The 24,759-nt window shown below is 67.4% G+C and carries 18 protein-coding genes; 9 read left to right on the top strand and 9 right to left on the bottom strand.

Going from position 1 to position 24,759, the window contains the following annotated elements; translation table 11 throughout:
• Positions 1-148: 148 nt before the first annotated feature.
• The 4 genes from AC56LK_RS02220 to AC56LK_RS02205 all read left to right on the top strand — a co-directional run bounded on the left by AC56LK_RS02220 (position 149) and on the right by AC56LK_RS02205 (position 4,402).
• The gene (locus tag AC56LK_RS02220; protein ID WP_497182923.1) at positions 149-607 is read left to right on the top strand and encodes an Hsp20 family protein; all 459 of its coding nucleotides are present in this window, start codon (positions 149-151) and stop codon (positions 605-607) included.
• A gap of 179 nt (positions 608-786) precedes the next feature.
• On the top strand, positions 787-2,319 hold the full coding sequence (locus AC56LK_RS02215) for a Do family serine endopeptidase (RefSeq protein WP_497182922.1): 1,533 nt from the start codon (positions 787-789) through the stop codon (positions 2,317-2,319).
• 47 nt (positions 2,320-2,366) lie between these two features.
• Entirely contained in the window at positions 2,367-3,029 is a 663-nt protein-coding gene (locus AC56LK_RS02210; RefSeq protein ID WP_436104842.1) for a response regulator, read from the top strand.
• The gene (locus AC56LK_RS02205) at positions 3,026-4,402 is read left to right on the top strand and encodes an ATP-binding protein (protein WP_497182921.1); all 1,377 of its coding nucleotides are present in this window, start codon (positions 3,026-3,028) and stop codon (positions 4,400-4,402) included. Before AC56LK_RS02210 ends, AC56LK_RS02205 begins: the two co-directional genes overlap by 4 nt.
• Here AC56LK_RS02205 and AC56LK_RS02200 read toward each other — a convergent pair whose 3' ends face one another.
• Together AC56LK_RS02200 and AC56LK_RS02195 are read right to left on the bottom strand one after the other, a co-directional pair.
• On the bottom strand, positions 4,403-5,170 hold the full coding sequence (locus AC56LK_RS02200) for a LytR/AlgR family response regulator transcription factor (RefSeq protein ID WP_497182920.1): 768 nt from the start codon (positions 5,168-5,170) through the stop codon (positions 4,403-4,405).
• A complete protein-coding gene (locus tag AC56LK_RS02195; protein ID WP_497182919.1) occupies positions 5,167-6,273 on the bottom strand; it encodes a sensor histidine kinase in 1,107 nt (368 codons plus the stop codon). Before AC56LK_RS02195 ends, AC56LK_RS02200 begins: the two co-directional genes overlap by 4 nt.
• Before the next feature lie 145 nt (positions 6,274-6,418).
• Here AC56LK_RS02195 and dacB point away from each other — a divergent pair, with 145 nt between their 5' ends.
• Positions 6,419-7,873 (top strand): D-alanyl-D-alanine carboxypeptidase/D-alanyl-D-alanine endopeptidase, encoded by a 1,455-nt coding sequence (dacB, locus tag AC56LK_RS02190; RefSeq protein WP_497182918.1) that lies wholly within the window; start codon positions 6,419-6,421, stop codon positions 7,871-7,873.
• Positions 7,874-7,901: 28 nt separating this feature from the next.
• The gene (locus AC56LK_RS02185; RefSeq protein ID WP_497182917.1) at positions 7,902-10,040 is read left to right on the top strand and encodes a TonB-dependent receptor plug domain-containing protein; all 2,139 of its coding nucleotides are present in this window, start codon (positions 7,902-7,904) and stop codon (positions 10,038-10,040) included.
• Between the two features lie 6 nt (positions 10,041-10,046).
• Here the strand turns inward: AC56LK_RS02185 and AC56LK_RS02180 are convergent, their stop codons facing one another.
• Positions 10,047-10,379 carry a hypothetical protein gene (locus AC56LK_RS02180; protein WP_497182916.1) on the bottom strand — a complete coding sequence of 111 codons (333 nt, stop codon included), beginning with the start codon at positions 10,377-10,379 and terminating at the stop codon, positions 10,047-10,049.
• Positions 10,380-10,529: 150 nt separating this feature from the next.
• Between AC56LK_RS02180 and AC56LK_RS02175 the strand changes: the two genes are divergently transcribed.
• Together AC56LK_RS02175 and AC56LK_RS02170 are read left to right on the top strand one after the other, a co-directional pair.
• On the top strand, positions 10,530-11,657 hold the full coding sequence (locus tag AC56LK_RS02175; protein WP_497182915.1) for a branched-chain amino acid ABC transporter substrate-binding protein: 1,128 nt from the start codon (positions 10,530-10,532) through the stop codon (positions 11,655-11,657).
• 12 nt (positions 11,658-11,669) lie between these two features.
• Complete coding sequence (locus AC56LK_RS02170) at positions 11,670-11,915, top strand: antitoxin Xre/MbcA/ParS toxin-binding domain-containing protein (protein WP_497182914.1); 246 nt, start codon at positions 11,670-11,672, stop codon at positions 11,913-11,915.
• A 107-nt stretch (positions 11,916-12,022) separates the two neighbouring features.
• On the opposite strand, the gene AC56LK_RS02165 is transcribed toward AC56LK_RS02170, so the two are convergent.
• From AC56LK_RS02165 to AC56LK_RS02140, 6 genes are all read right to left on the bottom strand, one after another.
• Positions 12,023-12,211 carry a hypothetical protein gene (locus AC56LK_RS02165; protein ID WP_436104850.1) on the bottom strand — a complete coding sequence of 63 codons (189 nt, stop codon included), beginning with the start codon at positions 12,209-12,211 and terminating at the stop codon, positions 12,023-12,025.
• A gap of 72 nt (positions 12,212-12,283) precedes the next feature.
• Positions 12,284-14,008, bottom strand: a complete 1,725-nt coding sequence (locus AC56LK_RS02160; protein ID WP_497182913.1) for a response regulator — start codon at positions 14,006-14,008, stop codon at positions 12,284-12,286.
• Positions 13,995-15,485 (bottom strand): ATPase domain-containing protein, encoded by a 1,491-nt coding sequence (locus tag AC56LK_RS02155; protein WP_497182912.1) that lies wholly within the window; start codon positions 15,483-15,485, stop codon positions 13,995-13,997. The genes AC56LK_RS02160 and AC56LK_RS02155 overlap by 14 nt, the downstream gene beginning before the upstream one ends.
• Before the next feature lie 152 nt (positions 15,486-15,637).
• Positions 15,638-18,067: a TonB-dependent receptor plug domain-containing protein gene (locus AC56LK_RS02150; RefSeq protein WP_497182911.1), complete on the bottom strand. Its 2,430-nt coding sequence runs from the start codon at positions 18,065-18,067 to the stop codon at positions 15,638-15,640.
• A gap of 195 nt (positions 18,068-18,262) precedes the next feature.
• Entirely contained in the window at positions 18,263-20,101 is a 1,839-nt protein-coding gene (locus AC56LK_RS02145; protein ID WP_497182910.1) for a M61 family metallopeptidase, read from the bottom strand.
• A gap of 93 nt (positions 20,102-20,194) precedes the next feature.
• Positions 20,195-20,974 (bottom strand): PhzF family phenazine biosynthesis protein, encoded by a 780-nt coding sequence (locus tag AC56LK_RS02140; protein WP_497182909.1) that lies wholly within the window; start codon positions 20,972-20,974, stop codon positions 20,195-20,197.
• A gap of 99 nt (positions 20,975-21,073) precedes the next feature.
• Here AC56LK_RS02140 and AC56LK_RS02135 point away from each other — a divergent pair, with 99 nt between their 5' ends.
• Positions 21,074-24,256: an error-prone DNA polymerase gene (locus AC56LK_RS02135; protein ID WP_497182908.1), complete on the top strand. Its 3,183-nt coding sequence runs from the start codon at positions 21,074-21,076 to the stop codon at positions 24,254-24,256.
• Positions 24,257-24,759 lie beyond the last annotated feature (503 nt).

Genomic DNA, 24,759 nt, shown 5'->3' with positions numbered 1-24,759 from the left:
CGACGATGCAAATAAAATTTGCAGAACGATATAAGAATCCGTATTTCGTATGCCTTGAAACTGGCTTCGCATGGCACTAGATTGGACTCACCGGATGCTCACGATGAGGTCCGGCAACATATCGCTTAACCTGAAAAGGATATACACCATGCGTACTTTCGACCTGACTCCCCTGTACCGTTCCGCCATCGGTTTCGATCGCCTGGCCAGCCTGCTCGAGCAGCGCGGCGAGCCGAGCTACCCACCCTACAACATCGAACTGGTGAGCGAAGACAATTACCGCATCGTGATGGCCCTGGCCGGCTTCACCCGCGACGAAGTGGAAATCGTGACCGAGCGTGACACCCTGCACGTCACCGGCCGCAAGCAGAAGGACGAGACCCAGCGCACCTTCCTGCACCGCGGCATTGCCGCCCGCGATTTCGAACAGCGCTTCCAGCTGGCGAACCACGTGAAGGTCACCGCGGCCTCCTTCGACAACGGCATGCTCACCATCGAACTGGTGCGCGAAGTGCCGGAAGCGTTCAAGCCGCGCAAGATCGCCATCGGCGACGGCAACGCCGCTACCTCCAACGTGCAAGCGCTGGAACAGCGCGAAGCCGCCTGAGGTGCCGGACGCCTGAGTACAAGCGAGTAGTTTGAAGAAGGGCGTCCCGCGGGGCGCCCTTTTTGACGATGGCCCTACGCTGAAGTGCCAGCTTAAGCATGGTCTAAGCCAGCTTTGGGAAACTATGCCCATCGATAAGACAACATCATCGGTCAACCATTTTCATCAGGAGCACATACATGCGTAACGAAGGTGCCGTCACTGCCATCACTGCCAAACGCCTCACGCTGGCCCTGTGTGCCGCGGGCGTCATCGGCGGAGCGGTCGGTGCGCTTGCCGTCAACCATAACAACGTCGCCGCCGAAACCGCGGCTGCCGCCCCGGCACCGGCGCCTGTCGCAGCGCCGGCTCCCGCCGTCGCAGCCCCCCTGCCTGCGGCCACGGTCACGCTTCCCGATTTCACCCGCATCGCCGCCACCAACGGCAAGGCGGTGGTGAACATCCGCGTGGTCGGCAGCACCAAGACCGCGAATCGCGGCAACGTGCCCGAGCTCGACCCGCGCCACCCGTTCTATGAATTCTTCCGTCAGTTCCAGGACCCGCGCTACGGTGGCGGCGGCGGCCGTGGAGCGCCCGTTTTCGGCGCCGGATCGGGCTTCATCGTAAGCCCGGACGGCGTCATCCTGACCAATGCCCACGTCGTGCAAGGCGCCGACGAAGTCACCGTCAAGCTGCAGGACCGCCGCGAATTCCGCGCCAAGGTCGTCGGTTCCGACGCGCGCACCGACGTGGCCGTGCTGAAGATCGATGCGAAAAACCTGCCGGTGGCGCCGCTCGGCAAATCGCGCAACCTGGCGCCGGGCGAGTGGGTGCTGGCCATCGGCTCGCCGTATGGCCTCGAGAGCACCGTCACCGCCGGCGTGGTCAGCGCCACCGGCCGCAACCTGCCGGACGGCCAGGTGCCCTTCATCCAGACCGACGTCGCGATCAACCCCGGCAACTCGGGTGGTCCGCTGTTCAACACCCGCGGCGAAGTGGTGGGCATCAACTCGCAGATCTACAGCCAGACCGGCGGCTACCAGGGCCTGGCCTTCTCGATCCCGATCGACATCGCGGTCAAGATCAAGGACCAGATCATGACCAACGGTAAGGTGCAGCATGCCAAGCTGGGCGTGAATGTGCAGCCGATCGACCAGGTGTTCGCCGACTCCTTCGGTCTCGAGTCGCCGGAAGGCGTCCTGATCGCGAACGTCGAGCGCGGCGGCCCGGCCGAGCGCGCCGGCCTGCGCTCGGGCGACATCATCCGCCGCCTCAACGGCCAGCCTATCGTGTCGCCGGGCGACCTGTCCAGCAATGTCTCGCTGTCCAGGCCGGGCGAGCGGGTGGCGCTCGACGTCTGGCGTGACGGCAAGCTGGTGCGCATCGACGCCGTCCTCGGCGACGCGAGCGAAAAGGCCAAGCGCGGCGTGGCGGAAGAGCTGGCGTCGACTGGCGGCGGCGAAAACAGCGCCAAGCTGGGCCTGGTCCTGCGTCCGCTGGAGCCGATCGAGCGCCGCCAGAGCGGCATCGCATCGGGCCTGGTGATCGAGGATGCGCAGGGCGCCGCCGCGATGGCCGGCGTCGAACCGGGCGATGTGCTGGTGTCGGTCAACGGCCGGGCGGTCAACTCGCTCGACCAGGTCCGCAACCTGGTGGCGAAAGCCAACAAGTCGGTGGCCTTGCTGATCCAGCGGGGGAATGACAGAATCTTTATCCCCGTGCGGATTGGTTAAGGAGGCGTAGCGTCCTCGACCCGCACGGTTTCAAGAATGGGGAATTCATGCGGCTATTGCTGGTGGAAGACGATACGATGATCGGCGAAGTGGTGCTCGACCTGTTACGGGCCGAGCACTACGCCGTCGACTGGGTCAAGGACGGCGAGATGGCCGACACGGCCCTGCTGCAGAACCAGAACTATGACCTGGTCCTGCTCGACCTTGGCCTGCCGCGCAAGGACGGGCTGGAGGTGCTGCGCTCGATGCGCACGCGCAAGGACCGCACGCCGGTGCTGGTGGCCACCGCGCGCGACTCGGTGGCCCAGCGCATCGCCGGGCTGGACGCCGGCGCCGACGACTACGTCCTCAAGCCCTACGACCTCGACGAACTGCTGGCGCGCATCCGCGCGCTGCTGCGCCGCGCCGCCGGGCGCGCCGAACCGATCTTCGAGTACAAGAACATCACGGTCAATCCCGCCACCCGCGAAGTGCTGGTCGACGGCACCCAGGTCGCGCTGTCGGCGCGCGAATGGGCCGTGCTCGAAGCGCTGGTGGCGCGGCCGGGCGCCGTGCTGTCGCGCGCCCAGCTCGAGGAAAAGCTGTACAGCTGGCGCGACGAAGTCTCCAGCAACGCGGTCGAGGTCTACATCCACGGCCTGCGCAAGAAGCTCGGCTCCGACGTGATCCAGAACGTGCGCGGCGTCGGCTACATGGTGCCGAAGGCATGAAGCTGAGGCCAAAGCTCAGGTCCAAAGTCACGCACTCGCTGCGGGGGCGCCTGCTGTGGTACCTGCTGGCGGCGATCACCATCGCCGCGCTGGCGCAAGCCTCGATCGCCTACCGTACCTCGCTGCACGACGCCGACCAGATCTTCGACTACCACATGCAGCAGATGGCGCTGTCGCTGCGCTCGAGCACCCCGCTGTCGAACAGCCAGGCGCAGCAGCGCCTGGAGGCCCAGAACGACGGGGGCGGCAAAAGCGGCGCCGGCAACGACGACATGGTGGTGCAGATGTGGTCCCCCGACGGCGTGCAGGTCTTCCACAGCGTCTCGCGCGCCAAGCTGCCGCAGCGCGCGGTGCTGGGCTTCTCCAACGTGAAAGCCAACGGCACCGTGTACCGCGTGTTCTCGATCCAGTCCGAGAACCAGACCGTGCAGGTGGCGCAAGACCTGGCCGTGCGCCGCAACATGGCCGGCAACCTCGCGCTGCGCACCCTCGGCCCGATTGCCGTCATGATGCCGATTTTGATGCTGGTCGTGTGGTGGGTGGTGAGCGGCTCGCTCGACCCGGTCGCGCGGGTGCGCTCGCAGGTGGCCTCGCGCCAGGCCGACGACCTGTCGCCGGTGTCGGAAGCCGGCCTGCCGGACGAGGTGCGGCCGCTGGTGCAGGAACTGAATCTGCTGTTCGGACGCGTGAAGACCGCCTTCGAGGCCCAGCAGACCTTTGTCGCCGACGCCGCGCACGAGCTGCGCACGCCGCTGGCGGCCCTGCGGCTGCAGGCGCAAAGCCTGGACCGCGCCGATTCGCTGGAAGCGCGCAAGCTGGCCGTGTCGCGCCTGACCGCCGGCATCGACCGCGCCACCCGCCTGGTCGAGCAGCTGCTGGTGCTGGCGCGCCAGGAAGCCGCCGCCAACGGCGCCGCCGCGCGGCCGGTCGACCTGGCCGAGCTGGCGCGGCGCACCGTGGCCGACCTGGCCGGCGTGGCCGCGGCCAAGGGCGTCGACGTCGGCATCCAGCACGCCGACCCGGCCGTCGTGGAAGGGCAGCCGGATGCGCTGCACATCCTGCTGCGCAACCTGGTCGACAACGCCGTCAAGTACACCCCGCCAGGGGGCACCGCCGACATCTCGGTGCGCAGCGAAGCGGGGCGCGCCCTCGTCACCGTCGAGGACAGCGGCCCGGGCATCCCGGCGGAAGAGCGCGAGCGCGTGTTCGACCGCTTCTACCGCGTCGCCGGCAGCGAGGCGGCCGGCAGCGGGCTGGGGCTGGCGATCATCAAGGCGATCGCGGAGCGCCACGGTGCCCAGCTGAGCCTCGGCGAATCCGCGCGCCTGGGCGGCCTGTCGGCCACGGTCAGCTTCAAATTGCACGAAGCCTGATCAGGTATCCCGGTTCAGCAGGATGGTTTTCAGCGCAGCCGCATAGCGCTCGCTGACCGCCACCTGCCCGCCGCTGCGCATGCTCAGCCAGTAGCTGCCGTCGCCGCGGGTCTCCAGGCTGGCGATCTGCCTGCGCCGCACGATCGTGCCGCGGTGGACGCGCACGAATTCGCCCGGCGCCAGCATGCCTTCGAGCCGTCCCAGCGTCATCCGGTGCAGGACGGTGCGCCCGGCCAGGTGCAGCTCGACGTAGTTGCCCGCCGATTCGATCCGCAGGATCTCGTCCACGCCGATCCGCTCGATGCGGCCGACCGAGCGCACGCTGATGGTGTCGGGGTAGGGCGCCTGGTCCTCGTCCACGTACCGGCGCAGGGCTTCGCCATAGGCCTCGCGCTGGCGCCGGCGCAGCATCGTCCCGGCGCGCTCGACGGCCTGGGCCAGGCGCGCATCGTCGAGCGGCTTGAGGAGGTAATCGAGGGCATGCACGTCGAAGGCCTCGACCGCGTGCTCGCTGTAGGCGGTCACGAACACGACCAGCGGCGGCTCGCGCAGGCGGCTGATCTCGCGTGCCAGCGCCAGTCCGGATTGCCCCGGCATCTGGATGTCGAGGAACACCAGGTCGACCTCGTGCTTCGCCAGCGCCGCGCGCGCCGCCGCCGCGCCGCCGCATTCCGCCAGCAGCTCCCACTCCGGGTGGGCGGCCATGGCCAGGCGCAGGTTCATCCTGCCCGGCATTTCGTCGTCGACGATGAGGTAGCGGATCGTCATGCCGCCTCCACTCCCGCCAGCGGCAGGCGGACTTCGGCCACGAAGCGCTCTCCCTGGCGTCCGGCGCGCAGCGAGGCCTCGGGCTGCATCAGGCGCAGGCGGTCCTGGGTGTTGGCCAGCCCGAGCCCGGCGCCCGGGTTGGCCGGCGTCCCGCCGACCGCCGGATTGGTGACCCGCACCAGCAGCGCGTCGGTCTCGCGGATGAAGGACAGGTGGATATCGCTCGGCCCTTCGCAGCAATCGAGCTGGTGCCGCAGCGCGTTCTCGACCAGCGGCTGCAACAGCAGCGGCGTACATTCGACCTTGTCCAGGAACGCGCCGGCGCCGTCGACGTGCATGCGCAGCCGCTCGCCGTAGCGCAGGCGCTGCAGGTCCAGGTAGTCCTGCACGAAGCGCAGCTCGGCGGCGACGGTGGTCGTGCTGCCGGCGCTGGCCGACAGCACATAGCGCAACAGCCCGCTCAGCAGGCCGATGCCGTGCAGGGCCAGGGGCTTGTCGCCGCCGCGCACCAGGGCGCTGATCGCGTTCAGGGCATTGAAGAGGAAGTGCGGTTCGAGCTGGGCGCGCAGGGCCAGCATGCGCTGTTCCTCGAGCGCCAGGCGCAGGTTGAGCATGTCGGTCTGCGAACGCTGCCAGGCCAGTTCGCGTTCCCTGGCCTGGCGCGAATAAAAGAAGGCCAGGATGGCGGCGAAGGTGCCGGTCGTCGAGAACCAGCCGACCAGCAGCATCTTCAGCAGCAGCTGCCGGGCATCCTCCAGGCTGGCGATGTCCAGCATGTCGCGCTGCCAGGCCATCCAGGTCCACTGCGCGGGCTGGAACAGCAGGACCAGGCCTGCGAACAGCAGCACCAGGTTGCGCGGCCGCGCGATCAGCGCCGGCCAGCGCACCAGCGCCATGCTCAAGCCCCAGCTCAGAACGATCAGCGGCACCGCATATTCGACGAACCAGGTCCCCAGCAGCACCGGATAGTGGCTGTCGACCCCGGCGCGCAGGTTGTCGCTGTAGGTTTGCAAGGCCCCGAGCACGCTGATGGCCGTCCACAGGCAGAGCGTGACGGCGAGGATCCTGGCGAAAGGCGGGACGCGGGAGAGGGAAGAAGTCATCGGGAAAAGTATAGCAGCGCGCAACGGCCGCCAGAACCGCCGCCGAGGGAGGCCATCACACGGAAGCGGTCGTTCGTCACATTTCACGTGGCCGGTGGCGGATCGGTGCGCAGAATGGGTCTCTTTGCCTGTCCCGAGAACGAACATGCCCAATTCCATCCACGCTGCCGCCGCCTTCTGTGCGGCCTTCCTTCTGGCGGCGGCCCATGCCGCAGCCGCCATGCCGCCCGCGGTGGCGCAGGAACTGGCACGCAAGGGCATCCCCGTCGAGGCGCTGAGCTATCGGATCGAAGCGCTGGCCGGTCCATCGGCGCCGCAGGCGCTGGCCGAGCGCCGCATCGTCAATCCCGCCTCGGCCATGAAGCTGGTGACTACCCTGGCTGCCCTGGACGCGCTGGGCCCGGCGCATCGCTGGACTACCGCGATGTTCACCGATGCCGTGCCGGAGAAAGGTGTGCTGAAGGGGAACCTGTACCTGCTCGGCGGCGGCGATCCCGGGCTGAGCTGGGAGGGGCTCGGGGCGCTGCTGCGCAGCTTGCGCAACAGCGGCATCGTCACCATCACAGAGGACCTGGTGCTGGACCGGTCCCTGTTCCAGCCGGCCCGGCTAGACACCGGCGCGGCGCCCTTCGACGATACGCCGGACGCATCCTATAACGTGATTCCCGATGCGCTGACGGTGTCGGACTACTTGATTACCTATACGCTGTCCTCGGATGCGTCGGCGGTGGCGGTGCAGACCACGCCGCCGCTGTCCGGGGTCAGCGTGGCGAACGGCCTGGCCCTGGACGATCGTCCTTGCAGGGAATGGCGTGAGCACTGGCGCCAGCCGGCCGTGCAGCCGGGAGCAGGGGGCGAGGTCAGGATCGTGCTGGCCGGCGCCTTTCCGCGCCATTGCAAGGTCACCGTTGAGCTGCAGACTCTCGATCGCGACCTGTATGTCGAACGCCTGGTCCGCGCCCTCTGGCAGGAAATGGGCGGACAGTGGAGCGGGCGGACCCGTGAGGGCAAGCTGCCTGCGGGCGCGCTCAGGCTGGTCGAGCGCCGCTCCGAGACGCTGGCCGAGACGGTCCGCGCGACCAACAAGACCTCGCACGCGGTCAAGGCACGGATGCTGTATCTGGCGCTTGGGGCGACGTCGGCGAATGGTGCAGGCCAGCCGACGCTCGAACGCGCGCGCCGCCGTGTGCTCGACTGGATCGCCGCGCAGGGGATCGAAGCGGCCGGCATCGTCATCGAGAACGGATCCGGACTGTCGCGCATCGAAAGGATCAGTCCCGCCCAGTTGTCCGCCTTGCTGAAGTCGGCGGCGGCGAGCCGCTGGTACCCGGAGTTCGCGGCCAGCCTGCCCATCGTTGCCTTGGATGGCACGATGAAGAACCGCCTGAAAAGCAGCGGTGCGGCTGGCAATGCGCGCCTCAAGACCGGCACCCTGCAAGACGTCGCGGCACTGGCGGGCTACGTGCGCGACGTGCACGGACAGGACTGGATCGTGACGGCCTTCGTCAATGACCCGCAGGCCGACCAGGGCCGGGCGGTGCTGGACCAGCTGGTGAACTGGGTCGCCGAGGGCGGCGCGGCTCAGGCATCCGGCAATTAAGCCTTCCTCTATCAATCTTTCAATCACCATGCAAATCATCCGAACCCGCAGCGCCGCTACGCTGCTGCTGGCGGCGCACGCTTGTGCCTCCGCCCAGACCGCCCTCGAACCCGTGCAGCAGGTCGTCGTCAGCGCCGCCGCCGCAGACCGGCGAACCGAGTCGACCACCACCGCCATCGTCATCGGGCGCGACGAACTCTTGCGCCAGGGAGACGCCAGCCTGGTCGAGGTGCTGAAGCGCCAGCCCGGCATCACGTTGGATGGCGGACCCGGCAAGGAAGCCGCGGTCCGCATGCGCGGCATGGGCGGCGGCCATGTGGCGATCCTGCTCGACGGCCTGCCTGCTCCCGGCGGTTTTTCGCTGGAAGCGCTCAGTCCCGAGCTGGTCGAGCGCATCGAGATCCGGCGCGCCGCCACCGCCGAGACCAGCAGCCAGGCCATGGCCGGGACGATCAACGTGATCATGCGGCGCGCCGGTCCCGTGAAAGGCGGCAGTGCGCACGAGATCAAGGCGGGCGGCGCCTGGATCGGTGGCCACGCGGCGCCGCAGCTGCTCGCCCAGCACAGCGGCCGTAACGGGGCGCTTGCCTATACCTTCGCGGCGACGCTCAAGCGCACCGTGAATCCGATTGCGGCACTCACCACCGAAGCAGGATCGGATCCCCAACTCCTGCGCCACACGCTGTGGACCGACCACCAGGTGGAGGACGTGCTGGAACTGGCGCCGCGCCTGTCGTGGCAGCCGAGCGCCGTCGACAGCCTCAGCTCGCAAAGCTATGTGCGCCGCCGCCACATCGACAACCTCAAGCGCGAACACGAAACCACGGCGCTTGGCCGGCCGACGGCCTTCCCGCACGCGCAGCAGCGCTTCGAGACGCGCCCATTGCACGCCTACGCCGACCTGTCCTGGACCCGCAGGCTCGAGGCCGGTGCGCGCCTGAGCGCCAAGCTGGCCGGCTTCTCGATGCGGCGCGAAGCCGACTTCAGCTACCACGGCATGGACTTGCGCGACCGCCTGCTCGAATCCCATTTCGTCGATTCCGGTCCGGTCGAGCGCGAATGGACCTTCAACGGCAGCTGGCGCCGCCCGCTGGGGGGCAGCCACGCGCTGGCCGCCGGCTGGGAAGTCGGGCGCAAGCGGCGCAGCGAGTACCGGCGCGAACGGCATACCGGCCCGGGCGGCAGCCTGCTGCTCTCCAGCGACGAGGACTACCGCGCCGCCGTGGCACGCAGCGCCTTCTTCATCCAGGACGAATGGGACATCGGTGAGGCCTGGTCCGCCTACGCCGGCCTGCGCCGCGAAGACCTGCGTACCACCGGCGAAGGGAATGCCGCCGCGGCGGTCGACGTCGATGCCGGCGCCTGGAGCCCGGTATTCCAGGCGCTGTACAAGCCGCGCCGGCTTGACGTCGACACGGGGCCGCGCGACGGCTTCCGCTTTGCCCTGGGCCGCACCTACAAGGCGCCCAACATCGTCCAGCTCATGCCGCGCCGCTACACGGTCGACAACAACAACAGCGCCACCAACCCCGACCAGCAGGGCAATCCGGGCCTGCGGCCCGAACTCGCCCTCGGCATCGACCTCGCCTGGGAACGCAGCATGGGCAAGGACGACATGCTCGGCATCAGCGTCTTCCACAAGCGCATCCGCGACATCACCCTGGTGCGTATCGGCGAGAACCGGGGCGTGTGGACCGCGATGCCGGAGAACGGCGGCGGCGCGACCGTGCGCGGCATCGAATTCGAAGGCAAGTTCACGCGCGGACCGCTGGCGGCGCGGATCAACCTGGCGCGCAACTGGTCGCGCCTCGACAGCCTGCCGGGCCCGGACAACCGCATCGAGGGCCAGCCGGCCTACAGCGGCAATCTCGGACTGGACTATGCCGCGCCCGGCCGGCTCGACCTGGGCGGCAGCTACAGCCACCGCGGACGGGTGGCCAGGCGCGTGAGCGCACTGATGTTCAGCGACGACGGCAGCCGCCGCCAGCTCGACCTGTACGCGGTATGGAAGATTGATGCCCGCGCGCGGCTGCGCCTGTCCGTCGCCGGCCTGGCGCAGGGGGACTATCGGGAAAGCCTGCTCTACGAGGGGAGCAGCCGGCTCGAACGCGCGACCGTCTTCCGGATGCGTCCGGTCTGGCGCCTGGTGTGGGAACAGTCCTTGTGACGGCGCCTACCTGCTGGCCGGTGCCTGGCAGCCCAGCTTGCGGAAGCGCTGGCGCAGGCTGAACAGGTCGTGCTGGGCGCCTTCCATCATGCGCGCCCGTTCGCGGCGCTCGGCCTGTTCCGACGCCAGGATGGCGGCGCGCAGACGGCTGCATTCGTGCAGCTTGTGAGCATGCGCGCTGCCGCGCACAGTGGCGGCAGGGCGCGTGGATGGCGGCGGGCCGGCATGGGCCGGCATCAGGATGCAGGACAGGAGGACGCCTGCCGCAAGGCGGGCAGCGGGTCGCATTGCGAGGGTAGGAATGGTGGTCTCCGTCAAGATGGAGGAATGCTCGGGCACAGCCGGCTCCTCTCTTTCTTATGTAAGGCGGGGAGGATACAAGCGTTTGGCCCCTCGAATTCTCTCCAATTGTCACGGCAGGTCGCCTGCCGGCCGGCAGGCCCGGCGCGGCGGCGGTAGAATGGCCGTTTTGCTGAATACGAGGAATCGATGAAGAAGCAAGCAGTCCTGTTGGCCGGCGTGGCGATGGCGGGTATGGCGTCGGCGCAGGAAGTGGTAAAGATCGGCCATGCGGCGGCCGTGACCGGCCCGGTAGCCTACTTCGGCAAGGACACCGAGAACGGTGCGCGCATGGCGATCGAGGCACTGAACGCCAGGGGCGTGAGCATCGGCGGGAAGAACGTCCGCTTCGCGCTGGCGGCCGAGGACGACGGCGGCGACCCGAAACAGGCCACCGCCGTGGCCCAGAAGCTGGTGGACGCGAAGATCCAGGGCATGGTCGGCCACGAGACCTCGGGCACGACGATCCCGGCATCGAAGATCTACCACGCCGCCGGCATCCCGCAGATTTCGCCCTCGTCCACTTCGCCGAAGTACACCCAGCAGGGTTTCAATACGGCCTTCCGCGTGGTCGCCAACGACGTGCAGCTGGGCCAGGCCCTGGGCCGCTACGCGATCGGCAGCATGGGCGCGAAGCGCGTGGCCGTGGTCGACGACCGCACCGCCTACGGCCAGGGCCTGGTCACCGAGTTCTCGCGCAGCCTGCAGAAGCAGGGCGGCAGCGTGGTGGCGCGTGAGTTCACCAACGACAAGGCGACCGATTTTTCCGCCATCATCACGCGCATCCGCGCAAGCAAACCCGACCTGGTCTTCTTCGGCGGCATGAGCGCAACCGCGGGCCCGATGCTGCGCCAGATGAAGCAGCTGGGCATGAACGTGCGCATGATGGGTGGCGACGGCATCTGCTCGGACGAGATCCACAAGCTCTCCGGCGGCACCATGGCGGACGGCCAGGTGGTGTGCGCGGAAGCGGGCGGCGTGCAGGGCGAGGCCAGGGCCGCCATGGACAAGTTCCGCGCCGACTACCGGAAGCGCTTCGGCATCGACGTCCAGATCAATGCGCCCTACGCCTACGACGCCGTGATGACCATGGCCGAGGCGATGGTGAAGGCTGGTTCCGCGCAGCCGGCGAAGTACCTCCCGGTGCTGGCGAAGATCCAGTACAAGGGCGTGACCGGTCCGATCGCTTTCGACGCCCGCGGCGATATCCGCGACGGCACCATCACGCTGTATTCGTTCAAGGGCGGCAAGCGCTCGCTGCTGACCGTGACCAAGTAGGGAGAATCCAGCATGGCCGACCAACTCGATCCCGCTGCCTTCGCGGCACTGCAGGCGCGCGTCAAGCAGCAGTCGCGCAAGGCGCAGGCCTACTACACGGTGATGCACGAAGTGCGCGCCATCGTGGGCGGCGACGACGCCGCCAGCGCGTGGATGAACGAGGCGCAGCAGGCGCTCGGCGGCAAGAGCGCCGCCGACGCGGTGGGCGAGGGACGCGAAGACGAGGTCCTGGCCTACGTCCGCTCGCTGAAGAAGTAGCGCTTCCCTAGAAAACGCCGAAGAGCAGCAGGACGATCAGCGTCAGCACGATCGACACGGCGATCGAGCCGAGGCAGCCGAGTTTGTTCGAGAAGAATAGGAACATCTCAGTCGCCCGGTCCTTCGCCCGGCATCGTGTCGGCCATCAGCCTGAGCTCTTCGGGCGTCAGTTCTTCCGGCTTCTTGTCCGCGAGGCCGTCCACCTCGGGTCCCGCCTGCTGCTGGTTCTGCGGCGCCGCCTGGCCGGCCTGCTGCCGGTCCTGCTCCTGCTCCTGCGACTTCTGTTCGTTGTTCATGATGTGCTCCCTGGATGGCTCAAGAGGTGATGAACAAAGTGTGGCACAGAGTCGTTTTCGGCGGCGTCCAGCTCATTGCCGCGGCACCGCCGCGTCGCCGCGGCCGAGCGCGCGCTCGACGCTGAGCGCCAGTTCGGCCAGCTGGAAGGGCTTGCGCAGCAGGATGTCGTCGCCCAGTACCTGGTCGATCGCATGCATGTCGGCATAGCCGGTGGCGATGATCATCGGTATCCCCGGGAACACCTCGCGTGCCTGCAGCATGAGTTCGGCCCCGGTGATCCCCGGCATCAGGTAATCGGTGATGATCAGGTCGGGGCGCCTGCGCCGCAGTTCGCGCAGGGCCGCTTCGCCATCGGCGGCCTGGGTCACCGCGTGTCCGAAGGCTTCCAGCGAGAGCACCATCGACTCGCGCACGAAATTGTCGTCCTCGACCACCAGGATGTGGAAGCCCGGCCGGGCGTCCGGGACGGCGGCGGGCAGGGGCACAGCTTCGGCGGCGCCGTGGCCGTCCCAGGCACGCAGCCAGATCTCGACCGTGGTGCCGGCGCCCGGCTGGCTCAGTATGCGCGCCGCGCCGCCCGACTGCTGGGCCATGCCGTACACCTGGCTCAGGCCCAGGCCGGTGCCCTTGCCGACGGCCTTGGTGGTGAAGAAGGGTTCGAACACCTTGGCGACCAGCTCCGGCGCCATGCCCGGGCCCTTGTCGGCGACCGCGATGCGGACATAGTCGCCGGCCGGCAGCAGCCCCGCGGGCGGCTGCGCGTTCCCGGCATGGAAGGCCAGCTCGCCGCCGCCGTCCATGGCGTCGCGTGCATTGATGGCGAGGTTCAGCAGCGCCATCTCCATCTGGTTCGCATCCGCGAACACGCGTGCGCAGCCGTCCTCGACTTCGAAGCGCAGGGCGATGCGCGATCCGACCGAGGTCGCCACCAGTTCGCGCACGCCCTCGAACAGGGCGCCCACGTCGGCCGGGCGCAGGTCGAGGTTCTGGTTGCGGGCGAAGGCCAGCAGCTGGCTGGTCAGCTTGCCGCCGCGCTGGCAGGCGCGGCGCGCGATCTCGGCGCGCTGCTTCGCCACCTCGTCCTTGGACAGCAGCAGGATCAGGTCCATGCTGCCCTGGACCACGTTGAGCAGGTTGTTGAAGTCGTGGGCGATGCCGCCGGTCAGGCGGCCGACCGCTTCCATCTTCTGGAACTGCACCATCGCCTGCTGCACCCGTTCGCGCTCGATCACCTCGTTCATCAGGCGGTCGTTGGCCTGGGCCAGGGCGCGGGTGCGTTCTTCGATGCGCGACTCGAGGGTTTCGTTGAGCGAGAGCAGGGCCTGCTGGCTCTGCTGCAGGCGCGCCGCCGTGCGTTCGCGGTCGGCCAGGATGTCGCGCGCCTGGTACTGGCGGCGGCGCGCGCGCAGCGCGGAGCTGGCGGCGCTGCGCAGCGTCTGCGCATTCAGCGGCCGTTCGAGCAGGATGATGTTGCCCAGCTCTTCGAGCCGGGCCCGCGCACCGTCGGGCTGCGGGCCGATGACCTTGGCCAGCAGGATCACCAGGGGAAAGTCCGACCAGGGTTCCTGGCGCGCCAGCCAGGCATGCAAGGGACGCATGTCCACGCCATGCAGTGCTTCCTCGGCGACGATCGCCGTTCCCGCGCCCTGGGCAATGCCTTCGGCCAGTTCCGGAAAGCCGTGGACGACGCTGCAGGAAGCATTGTCGCGTGCCAGGACCGAGCACATGACTTCGGCGTCGCGCCCGCGCGGCGCGAAGATCAGGATGCGTTCGTCGTGCGTACTAGCTGTCGGCATGCGGGACGTTGGGCATCATCGGCGTCGAGCCGCGGTAGCTGGGCAGGCCCGTAAGGACACCGTCGAAACCTTCGAGCGGCGCGCCGACGCGGATGCCGTCGCGGCCCAGCTGCAGTTCGTGGATGGTCTGCGCGTGCTCGGTGGTGCGGCTCTTGAGCACCGTGATGGCGCGGCGCAGCCGCCCGTTCGACTCGAAGAAACGCAGCAGCATGGTGCTGTCGCTCAGGTAGCTCAGGTCGACGTCGCTGCGCACTTCACCGATCATGCCGTGCTGCCCCAGCACCATCATCGTGGTGACGCCCTGCTGGTTCAGGTAGGAGAGCAGTTCGTGCATCTGCAGGATCAGGAACTGCTCGCCAGGCATCGCCTGCAGGTAGGCGTTCAGGCTGTCGATGACGATGCAGCGCACGTTCTCGTGTTCGACCGCGTCGCGCAGCATCTGGGCGAACTGGCCGGGCGCCAGTTCGGCCGGATCGATGTGGTGCATGTGCAGCTGGCCATTGTCGGCGTAGGGGCGCAGCTCCATGCCGAGCGCCGCGCAGCGTGCGAAGAAGGTGCCGAGTCCTTCGTCGAACAGGTAAAAGGCGCATTTCTCGCCGCGCTCCAGGGCCGACAGCAGGCAGCGCGTCGCCAGGGTGGTCTTGCCGATCCCGGACGGGCCGACCACCAGGGTATTGGTACCGCGCACCAGGCCGCCGCCGAGCAGCATGTCGATGCCTTCGGAACCGGTCGAACTGACCTGGGGCGTGAATTCGCGGTTGTGCTCGGCCGCGACCAGGCGCGGATACATGGTGATGCCGCCCGTGTCGAGCGTATAGTCGTGGAAACCGCCGCGGAAGCGCAGGCCGCGCATCTTGATGATGTTGACGCGCCGGCGTTCGGTACCGAAATCCTTGGCGATCTGCTCGAGGCTGATGACGCCGTGCGCAATGCTGTGCAGGTGCTGGTCGGAAGCGCTGCTTTTATCGTCGAGCAGCAGCACGGTGCAGGCGCGCGCCGAGAAGAACTGCTTGAGGGCGAGAATCTGGCGGCGGTAGCGCAGCGGATTCTGCGCCAGCAGGCGCATTTCGGAGAGGCTGTCGAACACGACCCGCGCCGGCCTGACCTCATCGACCCGCGTCATGACATTGCGCGTGGTCTCGGCGAGTTCGACTTCGGACGGGTGGAAGACCGACTGCTGCGCATCGAGGTCGAGCTCGATGTCGCTGGCCAGCTCGAAGATCGACAGCGCATCGATGTTCCAGCCATGGCTGTGCGCCACCGCCTTGAGCTCGTCGGTCGTTTCGGACAGGGTGATATACAGCCCGTTGTCGCCCTTGACAACGCCGTCGAGCAGGAACTGGAGCCCGAGCGTGGTCTTGCCGGCGCCCGGCGATCCCTCCACCAGGTAGACGCGTTGCGGCGTGAGGCCGCCGCCCAGGATGTCGTCGAGGCCGGCGATGCCGGTGGAAATGCGGTTCTGTACAGCGGTATTCATAGGACAGCCTTCGATGCCGCGCCGGAGCGGGCTGGGATAATGCAAAGCATTATACGCAGTCGGCGGGCAATGTCCGTGTGCTCGCGAACGCTGCTCATCCATGCAAAAAGGGTTCCCTCAAGGAACCCTTTTTGCTGGCAAAACCGACGCCGTCAGAACTTGTGCGACAGGCGCGCGAACCAGGCCGCGCCGTTCAGGCCGAACTGCACGCTCTCGTACTTGAAGCCGTTGTCGGTCTCGTTCGAATCCTGCTCGCTCGGCTTCACGTCGAAGATGTTGGTGCCGCCGACGGTGAACTTGGTCTTGTCGGTGAAGGCCCAGGTGAAGGACAGGTCGGCCGAGGTCTTCGGCTTGTAGTACTGGTTCGGCACCGGCGGGCCCGAGAAGGTGCCCAGGGTCTGCGGGCCGAAGTGCACGATGCGCAGCGCGGTTTCCAGCTTGCCCACCGTGTGGTCGAAGCCCAGGGTGGCCTTGCGGCGCGGCGCGCCTTCCTCGATGAACAGGCGCTCGCGCTCGGACAGCAGCACGTCTTCGAAGCCGCGCAGCGCGCTCGGCGCGTGCACGCCGGTCACTTCGGTCTTGCTGAAGTTCATGGCCAGGAAGGCGTTCAGCTTGCCGGCGCCCAGGTCCATGCGGTGCGACAGCGTCACGTCCAGGCCCTGGGTCTTGGTGTCCACCGAATTGACGAAGAACTGCGCCTGGCCCACGCCCAGCTGCTGCAGGGTGGCGCCCAGGGCAGGGTAGTTGTCGGCGTCGAAACGGCCCGACAGCACGATGCGGTCGTCGATGTTGATGCGGTACAGGTCGGCCGTCAGCGAGGTCGCCGCGCCCGGAGTCCAGGTCAGGCCCAGGGTATAGCTCTTCGATTCCTCGTCCTTGAGCTGGGGGATGCCGGCGGCATTCGCCACGCGGCCGCCGTTCGGCGCCAGCACCACGTCGAGCGGCTGGCCGTTGACGAAGTCGGTGAAGGTCGACGAGAAGTAGACCTGCTGCAGCGAAGGCGCGCGGAAGCCGGTGCTGGCCGAGGCGCGCAGCAGCACGCTCGGATTCAGCCTGAAGGCGCCGGCCAGCTTGCCGGTGGTGGTCGAGCCGAAGTCCGAATAGCGCTCGTGGCGCAGGGCGGCCTGCAGCTTGAAACCTTCGCTCAGGTCGGTCTCGAGGTCGAGGTAGGCGGCGTTCGAGTGGCGGTCGCTGTCGGTCTCGTCGATCGGCTGGAAGCCGGGGAAACCCTGGCTGCCGGCATTGCCGCCGACGCCCACGCCGTCGGCGTCGATGTAGGAACCCGGTTCGCCCGCGTTGATCCGGTAGTTCTCGCGGCGGTGTTCGAAGCCGAAGGCCACGTTCATGCCGTTGCCGATGCCGTCATAGAAGCGCGAGAAGTCCAGGTTGGTGGTCGCCTGGCGGAACGAGAAGCCGCCGGCGTCGAACATGCTGGCGCTGACGCCGCGCCCGCCCCGCTGCAGGTCGCGGTTCGCGATCGACGCATTGAGCGTGTTCGCGATGGTGTAGCGCATGCGGTTCTGGCCGAAGGTCTGCGAGACGTCGGTGTTCCACTCGCCCATGCTGAAGCGGTAGCCGAGGGTGCCGTAGTGGTCGTTGATGTCGCCGTTGATGAAGGGGACGAAGCCATTCGGGTACATCGCGGCCGAATTGCGCGAAGGGATGTCCTCCGAGCCCAGGCCTTCGCGCGCCCACGCGGCCGACGAGGCGTCGCGGTTCTGGGCGCCGGCAGTGACGTAGAGCTTGCCCGGTCCGGCCGGGAACTCGCCGTTCAGGTAGACGGTGCTGTTCTGCGACTTGGTGTCGCCGATGATGCGCGGGCTGTCTTCCTCCGCACGATTGGAGCGGCCGCGGTCATAGTATTCGCCGGTGATCCCCAGCACGCCGCCGCCCACGGCCACGCCGCAGTAGGCCGAGGCCAGATAGTTGTCGCCGTCGCCTTCGGTGTACTGGCCGAAGCCCACGGCCATCTCGCAGCCCAGGTTCTTCTTCAGTTCGATATTCAGCACGCCGGCGATCGCGTCCGAGCCGTACTGCGCGGCGGCGCCGTCGCGCAGCACCTGTACGTTACGGATGGCCATCACGGGGATCGCGTTCATGTCGGTGCCGGTATTGCCGCGGTTGCGCGCGCCGAACAGGTTCACCAGCGCCGTGGTGTGGCGGCGCTTGCCGTTCACCAGCACCAGGGTCTGGTCCGAACCCAGGCCGCGCAGGGCGGCGGAGTCGACCAGGTCGGCGCCGTCGGCGCCGGTCTGGCGCGTCGAGTTGAACGAGGGGGACACGTTGTTCAGCACCTGGGCCAGGTCGAACTGGCCGCCCTGTTCGGAGGCCTTGGTCATCGGGATGAAGTCGATCGGCACCGGGGTGTCGGTCGAGGACGAGCTGCCGACGCGGCGCGAGCCGACCACAGTGACGCTTTGGATGCCGTCCTGGGCGGCGGCCGGGGTACCGGCGGCGACCGGGGTGGTAGCCGGCGCTTGCGCGGTGCCCTGGGCAAAGGCGGCGGGAATCAGGGAAGCGAATGCGGCGCCGCCGTACAGGGCGAGCAGGACCGACTGGGGAAGGCGTTTGAGTGTGAGCACTGGTTTCTCCGGGGGAAAATTGAATACTAAACAATCCGGCGGCAGAGCACCAAGGAGCTGTAGTATTAACACAACGTTGTCAGCATATAACTTCGGTTTATCGACCGCGCTAGCGCTAGCTGTGAAAATACTTTCAAGAAAAAACGCGGCGCCGGTAGTAGACCGGCGCCGCGTTCGGATCTGCTCAGGAACGGGTCAAGGCTTCTTCGCCGCTTCCGCCTTCGCGGCATCCTCTTTCGGCCAGGCCACGCCCAGCCAGGATGCATTCAGCGCCTTCTGCGTGTCGCTCAGCTTTTCCACCGCCTGCAGCTTGGCCTTGCCTTTCGGCTGCTGCGTCGGTGCGAGCTGCTTTTCCACCAGCTCGTCGCGGCGGAACAGGTGCAGCCTGAATGGCCCGGTTTTCGTGAGCGCCATCTTGTCGCCGATGTCCTTGCTCGACACGCGCAGGCCGTTCACCGCCAGCAGCGTATCGCCCGAGACCACGCCCGCCTTCCAGGCCGGGCTGTCGCGCTCGACGACGGTGACCACGGCCGGGTCGCTGCCTTCGCGCAGGGTCCAGCCGGCCCACCATTCCGTCTTCTGCTCCTGGTCCTTGGGCACGTCGACCAGCTTGCGCAGGCCGACCTGGGCCAGCAGGGTGTCGAACGGGATCTCGGCGGTGCCGTCCACGTACTGGCTCCACCAGCCGCTCCAGTCCTGGCCGCTGACGCTGCGCAGCGCGGCCTGGACCGCCGCCACGTCGTAGCCGCCCTGGGTGGTCGGATGCTTCTCGAACAGGATGCGGTGCATGTCCTCGAGGCCGCGCTGAGAGCCGGTCTGGCGGCGCAGCTCGATGTCCATCATCAGCGCCAGCACCTGGCCCTTCGAATAGATGTTCACCGAGGCGTTGCGGGCGCGCTCGCCGCCGCCGGCGATCCATTCGTCGAAGCTGGCGTCGGCCGCGCTTTGCTGGAAGCGGCCGGGCTGGTGCAGGTAGTCGTCGATCAGCTTGGCATAACCTTCCAGGAATTCCTCGCGCTTCTGCAGGCCGGCGCGCAGCACGATCAGCTCGTCGTAGTAGGAGGTGTGGCCTTCGGCGATCCACAGCAGGCGGTTGTAGTTCTCGTTCTGGTAGTCGTACGGGACCATCTCTTTCGGACGGTAGGCCTTGACGTTCCAGGTGTGATAGAACTCGTGGGCGGCGACGCGCAGGAAGTCCAGGTAGGGCTTGCGCGGCGCAAAGGTCCAGCGCGGCTTCTGGATCACGGTGGAATTGGCGTGCTCGGTGGCGCCGCCGGCGCCGTCGGTGGCGTGGACGATGAACAGGTAGCGCTGGAAGGGATACTTGTTCCCGTAGAGTTTCGCGGTCTCGGCCACGATCTTCTTCAGGTCGGTCATCATCTGCTTGCCGTCGTGGTTGCCGCGGCCCCAGAGCGCCAGCTCGATCGTGCGGCCGTCCACCTTGTCGGTGTAGAACTCGTGGATGCCGGTCTCGATCGGCGCGTCGATCAGCACGTCGTAGTTGGGCGCGACGAAGCAGTGGCCGCAGTCGCCTGCGTCCATGCCCGAACGCGACTGCCAGCCCTGCGGCACGTCCAGCTTGACCTTCACCGGCTCCTTGCGGAACGGGGCGGCGTAGACGAACACGCCGCTGGCGTCGAGGTAGGCGTGGGTGTCGTCGATGTGGCGGGTGCGCTCGCCCAGCATGTTGGCGTACAGCTCGTACTGCACGGTGACCGCATCACCCGGGCGCGTAGCGACCTGCCAGGTGCCCTTGTCGGTCTTGGCGACGGCCAGCGGCTCGCCCTTGGCGTTGAATGCCTTGAACAGGCGCACGCCGTTGGCCAGGTTGAGCATGTTGTAGCGGCCGGTGCGCCAGTTCGGCATCTGCACGTCGAGCGTGTTGCCGCTGGTGGCCGGGAAGGTGGCGCGTACTTCGGCCAGGTGCTGGGCCGCATCGGTAATGCGCAGCTGGTAATCGACGTCGGCGCGCGCGGTAGCGCTGGCGCCGAGCAGGATCACGGGGAGGGCGTAGGCAAGGAAGGGTGGTTTCATGTCCGCGGTCTGGTACGAGCCCGGGATGGGCTCTTTATTGTGCGCGAAAGTGTATACCAGCTTGCCGGGGCCGAACAGCGCCGGATACTGTACTTACAGGCCGGTGGGCGCGATGACAGCCGCCGGTTCCGCGCGGCCGCCGACCAGGATCGCGCCGTCTTCCATGCGGGTCCGGATCAGGCAGGCCTGGCCCTGCAGCAGGGTGATGCCCTGTCCCAGCAGCGCCGTGAGGGCGCCCGCCGCCACGCCGGTGGCGCTGTCTTCCAGCGCCGGGTCGAGGTGGTTGAAGTTGCGGCCTTCAAAGCGTCCATCCTGCCGGCGGCACCAGGCGTAGATGCCGTTCACCCCGGCCTCCTTGCCCCAGGCGACGATCGCCGCCAGGTCGGGGCGCAGGCCGTGCAGCGCGGCGGCGTCGGCCACTTCGACCAGCAGCTTCGGGCTGCCGACCGAGGCGACGCGCGGTGGCGATGCCGCTTCGAAGCCGGGCGCGGCGAGAAGGCGCGCAAGCAGGTCCGGCGCGAGAACCGGCTGCGCGACCTCCAGCGCCTGCAGGCGCACGAAAAAGGCATCGCCGTCGCGCCTCAGTTCCAGCCGCTGGCCGCGCATCGCCGTCGTCACCGCCAGCGTCCCGGCATCCGGATGGCGCACGAACAGCACGTGGGCCACGGCCAGCGTCGCGTGCAGGCACAAGGGGCTGCGCATGTGCGGATAGTAGAAATCGACCGCCTCGCCGTCGAGGAAGACGCAGGTCGTGTTGCGTGCTTTGGCGAGCGCACGGCGTGCTTCTTCGCCGGCGTGGCCGCCTTCGATGACGAGGGCAGGGTTGCCGGTGCCGGGCGTGGCGCCAAAACAGCTCAGTGCATGGATCTGCATGCGTTTTCCTTGTCGGGTGGTTCGTCTCGGTTATACTGTGTTTTTATACAGTATTGCTGGTTTGACTAGCATTGTAGCCCGTTCGCCTTCTCCTTGCCGATGACAGATCCGCTTCCTCCGCCGCCTCAAGTCTTGCCTCCGTATGCGGAGCTGTTCTGCCTGTCGAACTTCTCCTTTCTCGAAGGCGCCTCGCATGCGGAGGAGCTGGTGGCGCGCGCGGTGCAGCTGAATTATTTTGCGCTGGCGCTGACCGACGAATGCTCGCTGGCCGGCGTGGTGCGCGCCCATGCCGAGGCCAGGAAGGCCGGCCTGCCGCTGGTGATCGGCGCCCACTTCCACCTGAAGAACGCGGACGGCTGCCCGGCGCTGTCGCTGATCCTGCTGGCCAAGAACCGCAATGGCTACGGCAACCTGTCCGAGCTGATCACCCTGGGCCGCACGCGCAGCGAAAAGGGGACCTACTTCCTCACCCCGGACGACCTGGCCCGTCCCGCGCCGGCCTACGCGCACCTGCGCCACATGCCCGACTGCCTGGCGATCCTGCTGCCGCACTATCCCTCGCACGAAGCGCGCGATGTCGACCGCCTGCATGCCCAGGCCGCGTGGATGGCCTCCACCTTCCCGGGCCGCAGCTGGCTCGGCCTGGTGCTGCTGCACCGCGCCTTCGACGAGGCGCACCGCGAGACGGTGGAAGAGGTGGGCTGGCAGCACGGCCTGCCGATCACGGCGCTCGGCCACGTGGTGATGCACGTCCGTTCGCGCAAGCCGCTGCAGGACACGCTCACCGCCACCCGCCTGAAGAAGCCGGTGGCCGAATGCGGCTATGGCCTGGCCCAGAACGCCGAGCAGCACCTGCGCTCGCGCCTGCGCCTGGGGAACATCTACGGGCGCGAGGCGCTGGCGGAGACGGTGCGCATCGCGCGCCTGTGCACCTTTTCGCTCGACGAACTGCGCTACGAATATCCCGATGAAGTGGTCCCGCCCGGCCACGACGCCAGCAGCTTCCTGCGCCAGGAAACCTATATCGGCGCACACCGGCGCTTCCGCGACGGCATCCCGGCCAAGGTACAGGCCCAGGTCGAACACGAGCTGCAGCTGATCGCCGAGATGCAGTACGAGCACTACTTCCTGACCGTGTACGACATCGTGCGCTTCGCCCGTTCGCAGCACATCCTGTGCCAGGGCCGCGGCTCGGCCGCCAACTCCGCGGTGTGCTACTGCCTCGGCATCACCGAGGTCGATCCGGCCCGCGCCAGCCTGCTGTTCGAGCGCTTCATCTCGAAGGAACGCAACGAGCCGCCCGACATCGACGTCGACTTCGAGCACCAGCGCCGCGAAGAGGTCATCCAGTACATCTATTCAAAGTATGGGCGCGAGCGGGCGGCACTGGCCGCGGTGGTGATCAGCTACCGTCCCAAGAGCGCGCTGCGTGACAGCGGGCGCGCGCTCGGCATCGACCTGGCCATCGTCGAGAAGGTGGCCAAGACCCACCACTGGTTCGACAGCCGCGCCGACCTGCTGGGACGCCTGGCGGAGGCGGGCCTTGACCCGGAATCGCGCCTGGCGCAGCAATGGGCCACGCTGGCCGACAAGCTGCTGAACTTCCCGCGCCACCTGTCGCAGCACCCGGGCGGCTTCGTCATCGCCCGCGGCAAGCTGTCGCGCCTGGTGCCGATCGAGAACGCGACCATGGCCGACCGCAGCGTCATCCAGTGGGACAAGAACGACCTGGAAGAACTCGGCCTCATGAAGGTGGATGTGCTGGCGCTGGGCATGCTGTCGATGATGCGGCGCGGCCTCGAACTGGTCGGCCAGCGCTACGGCAACCTGTTCGAGATGCAGGACATCCCGCCCGACGACACGGCCACCTACGACATGATCTGCGCGGCCGATACCGTGGGCGTGTTCCAGATCGAGTCGCGCGCGCAGATGAGCATGTTGCCGCGCATGCGTCCGCGCCGCTTCTACGACCTGGTCATCGAGGTGGCCGTGGTGCGCCCCGGTCCGATCCAGGGCGGCATGGTGCATCCGTACCTGCGGCGCCGGCAGGGCCTCGAACCGATCCACTACCCGAGTCCCGAGATGAAGGTGGCACTGGAACGCACGCTGGGCGTGCCGATCTTCCAGGAGCAGGTGATGCAGGTGGCGATCCTCGGCGCCGGTTTCACCCCGGGCGAGGCCGACCAGCTGCGCCGCGCGATGGCGGCCTGGAAGCGCAAGGGCGGACTCGAAAAATACTACGACCGCATCGTGCGCGGCATGCTGGAACGCGGCTACACGCTGGAATTCGCGGAAGCGATCTTCAGCCAGATCCAGGGCTTCGGCGAATACGGCTTCCCGGAATCGCACGCGGCCAGCTTCGCGCTGCTGGCCTATGCCAGCTCCTGGCTCAAGTGCCACGAGCCGGCGGCCTTCCTGTGCGCGCTGCTCAACAGCCAGCCGATGGGTTTCTACAGTCCCTCGCAGCTGGTGCAGGACGCGCGCCGCCATGGCATCGAGGTGCGCCCTAGCGACGTCGCCATCAGCGGCTGGGATTCGGCGCTGGAAGAATACGACCCGGTCGACCGCAGCCGCCAGCCGGCGGTGCGCCTGGGCCTGTCGCTGCAGCGCGGCTTGAAGCAGGAAGTGGCCCTGCGCATCGAGATGGCGCGCGCGGTGCGTCCCTTCGAGAGCGTGGCCGACCTCGCGCGCCGTGCGCAGCTGGATCGCGGCGACCTGCAGGTGCTGGCCGGCGCGAATGCGCTGCAGTCACTGGCCGGGCACCGGCGCGAGGCGCTGTGGCAGGCGGTGGGCGCGGTGCCGGACCGCGACCTGCTGCGCCCGACCACGCCGCTGGAGGAACTGCCGCAGCTGGAAGCACCGTCCGAGGCCGACGAGATCGTGGGCGACTACCGCGCGCAAGGGCTGACGCTGGGCCGCCATCCGCTGGCGCTGCTGCGCGAAGGACTGCTGGCCAAGCGCTTCGTGCCGGCGTCTACCCTGAACGATTATGCGGACGGCCAGCTGGCGCGCGCCTGCGGCCTGGTGACGGTGCGCCAGCGTCCGGGCACCGCCAAGGGCGTACTGTTCATGACGCTGGAGGATGAGACCGGGAACATCAACGTGATCGTCTGGCCGACGCTGGTGGAGCAGCAGAGGAGGGAAGTGTTGAATGCGCCGCTGCTGGGGGTGTATGGGATCTGGCAGAAGCAGGGCGAGGTGCGCCACCTGGTGGCGAAGCGGCTGGTGGACATGTCGCACTTGCTGGGCAGGCTGAGGGCGCCGAGCCGGGATTTTTGTTAACAGAACATGCAAGAAGCCGATCTTCTCATCAGAAAATAAGCGTCGTACACAGAACTATTATGAACTGGAAGTTAAAGTCGTCACCGACTCTCTTGTACAACGCGGCAGGATATTTCTCCTTCCTGAACTCGTTAAACGCGCATAGACTCAATATCTTAAACGGCCGAAAACGATCCCGGTCATCGGGCCGCCATCTTATTACGTCCGGCATTGAAATTCAGCAAACTCCATTCTTGATAAGGAGCAGCGCAATAAGTAAGCGTATAGCTACTTTCGCCGGCGGATTTCTTTATGCATGGGCATATCTGCTCCAGCGTCGGCGGTACCGACCAAGCTCACGTCCGATGAGTTTACAGATTAATTGGGATTACCACTGAGTATTAAATTCTCGGTGTAATAGTTTCTTGTGTCAACGCACCTCGCTGCTCAGGGAACGATCTCCACCAGCACTGCCGAAGGATACTAAAGTTTCACGCAAGATCGGAACTGCCAAAAGAAAAATG

The sequence above is a fragment of the Telluria sp. ZB4P36 genome, from assembly GCF_059685865.1.
This window is presented reverse-complemented; position numbering and strand designations above follow the sequence as displayed.